3 protein-coding genes are annotated in these 3,591 nt (G+C 55.7%); 1 reads left to right on the top strand and 2 read right to left on the bottom strand.

Annotated features, from left to right (window positions below; genetic code table 11):
* Together AB8B75_RS20365 and nanR are read right to left on the bottom strand one after the other, a co-directional pair.
* On the bottom strand, positions 1–1,245 hold a 1,245-nt coding region (locus tag AB8B75_RS20365), incomplete at its 3' end, for a hypothetical protein (protein ID WP_405364777.1).
* Between the two features lie 101 nt (positions 1,246–1,346).
* Positions 1,347–2,087, bottom strand: a complete 741-nt coding sequence (nanR, locus tag AB8B75_RS20360; protein ID WP_405364775.1) for a transcriptional regulator NanR — start codon at positions 2,085–2,087, stop codon at positions 1,347–1,349.
* Between the two features lie 133 nt (positions 2,088–2,220).
* Here nanR and AB8B75_RS20355 point away from each other — a divergent pair, with 133 nt between their 5' ends.
* Positions 2,221–3,576, top strand: a complete 1,356-nt coding sequence (locus AB8B75_RS20355; protein WP_405364773.1) for a four-carbon acid sugar kinase family protein — start codon at positions 2,221–2,223, stop codon at positions 3,574–3,576.
* Positions 3,577–3,591: the final 15 nt, after the last annotated feature.

Genomic DNA, 3,591 nt, shown 5'->3' with positions numbered 1-3,591 from the left:
CTCCAGAACCGACATGTCGTCACCAGCGTGAACCAAAGGTGTCAGCCCGTGCGTAACGTAATCGCAACGTGTGGTGTCAGGGCGACAGCGGTTCACTTCAGTGAAATTCGTCATCATGCCGCCGCCGATGTCCGACTTGGTGAATGCTGACCTTGTAGCGTCAAGCAAGTCATTTGGCGTTACGCCGTCCGGCCAAGGCCCAGTTGGTTGATGGCTTCCCAGATATGCCTCTGGCAACACGAGGACGCGTGCGGGTGTTACGCCTTGCGACGCAAATGCATCGGCCACTTCTCGCAGGCCGACGTCAACCGGTGCATCGTTCGGCAGAACAATCTCTAGATCGACGGCCGGGAAAGCTTTTGCGAAATCCGCGAGACGTGGCAGATCACGATCCCCCGGGGACGTGCGCAGAAGAACATGCGCAGCGTTGATCTCAGAGATCGGTGACTGTGGGATCCAGCCTTTCTCCAATGCCAGCCCTACGTTTGGCGCGCGCGCGTCGGATGTTTGGATCTGGATGGCTTGCTGGTCCGCGTTGGCAGTTGCGGGAATGACATCACCCTTAAAATTCATGCGGATCGACTGTCGCAGCGGCTTAGTAATTTCATAGACAAATGGATGCACCAACGGCACGCAATAGGTCTTATATGAGGCATCCGACCAGTTGCGCTGGTCTTCCATCTCGAAAACTTCCTCGCCAAATGTGATATCAACCGAATGCTTGCCCAAGCCATAGCTCAGCCCCCCGATGTCTTTGACCGGCTGATCAGGCTGGATGTGTCTGGGGAAAGTCGTGGTTTCGGTCGTTCCGTTTGAATGGGTCACGTCTAGCGAGGCGCCTGCGAACCCTTTGATCGGATGCAAGACGGTGAACCCGGCTCGATTGGTCGCAAACGGCCCTTCTGTGGGTGTCATGGTGATTTCGGCCGCAACTACGCCGTCAATTGAAGCTCGCAAACGAAGATCACAAACCAACCGACCTTTCCCGACCGCAAATGTCAGATTCGCCTCAAAGCCACCGGTTTCGTCGATTTCTTCACCAAGGATTTTGGCCGGATAAGTGCCCCAGCTTTCGTCCCGGATGGGCCATGCCAATGCGCGGACCAATTCTGTCCCGTGCCAGGAAATCCGTCGCAAACCATCTTGAGAGTAAAGAAACGACAGTGGACCAACGGAAACATCTCGTAGCACCTGCGGGGGGTCGCTGGTTCCGTAGAGCTTTAAAAGAGTGTCCGCTTGTCCCACCCCGAGCCTCCTGGAATTGCGCATCTAATGTACTCATTATACCAGTACGCAGGGGCGATCAAACTTTTAGGCTAAATGCATGGGTGTCTTGAGACTAAGGGCTATGTGGTTTTGCGCGGCGCGAACATCTCACGGGATCGGTCGAGGTGACTGCGCATCTCATCCACGGCCCCTTCAACGTCATTTGCAGCGATGTATTCGATAATGCGAGAGTGTTCGCTGAGCGTGGTACTTTCGTTGCCCGACCAGTGCAACAAGGCGGTATGGTATTCCTGTAGCCATCTCAGCATGGCACTGGATGCGGCAGTAATAACCGGGTTGCCAAGAATGTCCGCGATGCCTGTGTGAAACGCCATATCTGCTTCGACAAAGTTGCGTTCGTCCAGTTCGCCTTGCAGATAGGATTCTTGCCGGGCAAGCAGATCGCGAAGCTTTGCGACATCCTCGTTCGTGGCCTTCTCGGCAGCCGCTCGCACGATACCTAGTTCGAACATGCGCCGTGCCTCTTTCAGGTGCTCAAGGTTCGCCGGAACAGCATCTAAAAGAATGTTCGCGATATTGTCGCTTTGATCCAGTACCAGATTGGCAGACAATTCGTTCACCCGACTGCGTTCTCCGTGGCTGATGGTGATCAGCCCCTGGGTGTGCATGGCCTGCAAAGCCTCGCGAACTGCAGGACGTCCAACACTGAACCGCTCCATGAGAACCCGCTCTGAAGGCATGAAATCGCCTGACTTCAACTCGCCGCCGCGGATCATTTCTCGCAAACGCATAAGCACTTGCTCAGAGAGCTTTAGCCTGACGATTTTTTCTTCAGATTTTGGTGGTGTCTTAATCGACATGATTTGCGGTCCATCTTCTAAAGCCAAAGCCCAGACTAAGAGGCAAGAAGTAAACCCAACTAGTCAGAGGTACCGTTGACCTCAATAGCCATCAGCACTAAGTCTAAACTGGTATGATGAGGTGATGTATAGCATGAATGGCGCTTCTGCCAACAGATTTGAGCGACCTTTGGTTGCTTGGCTGGGCGACGATTTTACCGGTGCAGCGGCCGTCATGGAAGTATTGAGTTTCGCCGGTCTGCCGTCCATTTTGTATTTGTCGCCTCCGGGGCCAGAAGCCTTGGCAGAAAGCAAAGGGCTTATGGGTATCGGAGTTGCGACGCTGGCCCGGTCTCAGTCGCCGAGATGGATGGAAGGTAATCTGCCGCCAATCTATGAATTCCTGGATCAGACCGGCGCCGAATTTGCGCACTATAAAATTTGCTCAACTCTGGATTCCTCGCCCCAAGTTGGCTCAATCGGCAAAGCCATTGATCTTGGGCGTCAACACTTTGGAGCACATGCCGTTCCGGTCATAACGGCGGCCCCTGAAATGCGCCGCTACCAGGCTTTCGGTTCCCTGTTCTGTTCGGCAGCGGACGGCGTCCATCGGTTGGACCGGCATCCGGTCATGGCCCATCATCCTGTTACGCCAATGGCCGAAGCCGACGTTGCGCGTCACCTGGCGGAACAAACCGAAACCCCAACAGGCTGCATCGATCTTGAAGATTTCCGCGACGGTCGCGCAAACAAAAAGATCGCCAGCGCTCCAGATATATGGACCCTGGATATGATCTCGGCAGAACAACAGGTCGAGGTAGGCAAGTTGTTATGGGACAGGCGACGTGACAGCCGCTTTGTGGTCGGCTCGCAAGGTGTCGAGTACGCACTGGTCTCTTATTTGCGCAGCCAAGGGCTGATAGAGTTTCCGCGCCCGTTGCCGAGTCTGGGGCGGGACGACAGTTTTGCCGTTGTGTCGGGTTCGGCGTCACCAACAAGCGCCTCTCAGATCGCTTGGGCCAGACAGAACGGCTTTGCCCCAATTCGCCTGGATGTGGCAAGACTTCTGGGGCCGGACCCATCGATTGTCGAAGATCAAGCGTTGTCGGCAGCCAAAGAAGCGAACGCGGCTGGAACGCCGCCGATTGTCTTTACTGCTGAAGGCCCTGACGATCCTGCACTGCGCCAAGTCCGCGACCTGATGGGAGGCGACATGGATCGCGCAAACGATCTGATTGGACGGTCGCTTGGACGGATCATGCGGGCATTGGTCACAGATCTTGGTTTGAGCAGAATTGCGGTCTCGGGCGGCGATACCTCAGGTCGAGTTTGCGAAGCACTTGGGATCTATGCACTTGAAGCGGCCGCGCCCACAATTCCAGGGGCTGCAATCTGTCGGGCGCGCACGGAAGGCGCTTTGGACGGCATGGAGATCGCGCTGAAAGGCGGGCAGATGGGGTCGCCAGACTACTTTGGTTGGGTCCGTGACGGTGGGGGGACACGCGCATGAGTTCTGAGCGTTTTG

This window comes from Roseobacter sp., from assembly GCF_045106495.1.
Taxonomy (GTDB): domain Bacteria; phylum Pseudomonadota; class Alphaproteobacteria; order Rhodobacterales; family Rhodobacteraceae; genus Roseobacter.
Note: the sequence above shows the minus strand (reverse complement) of the source record. Positions and strands in the feature narration are given on the sequence as shown.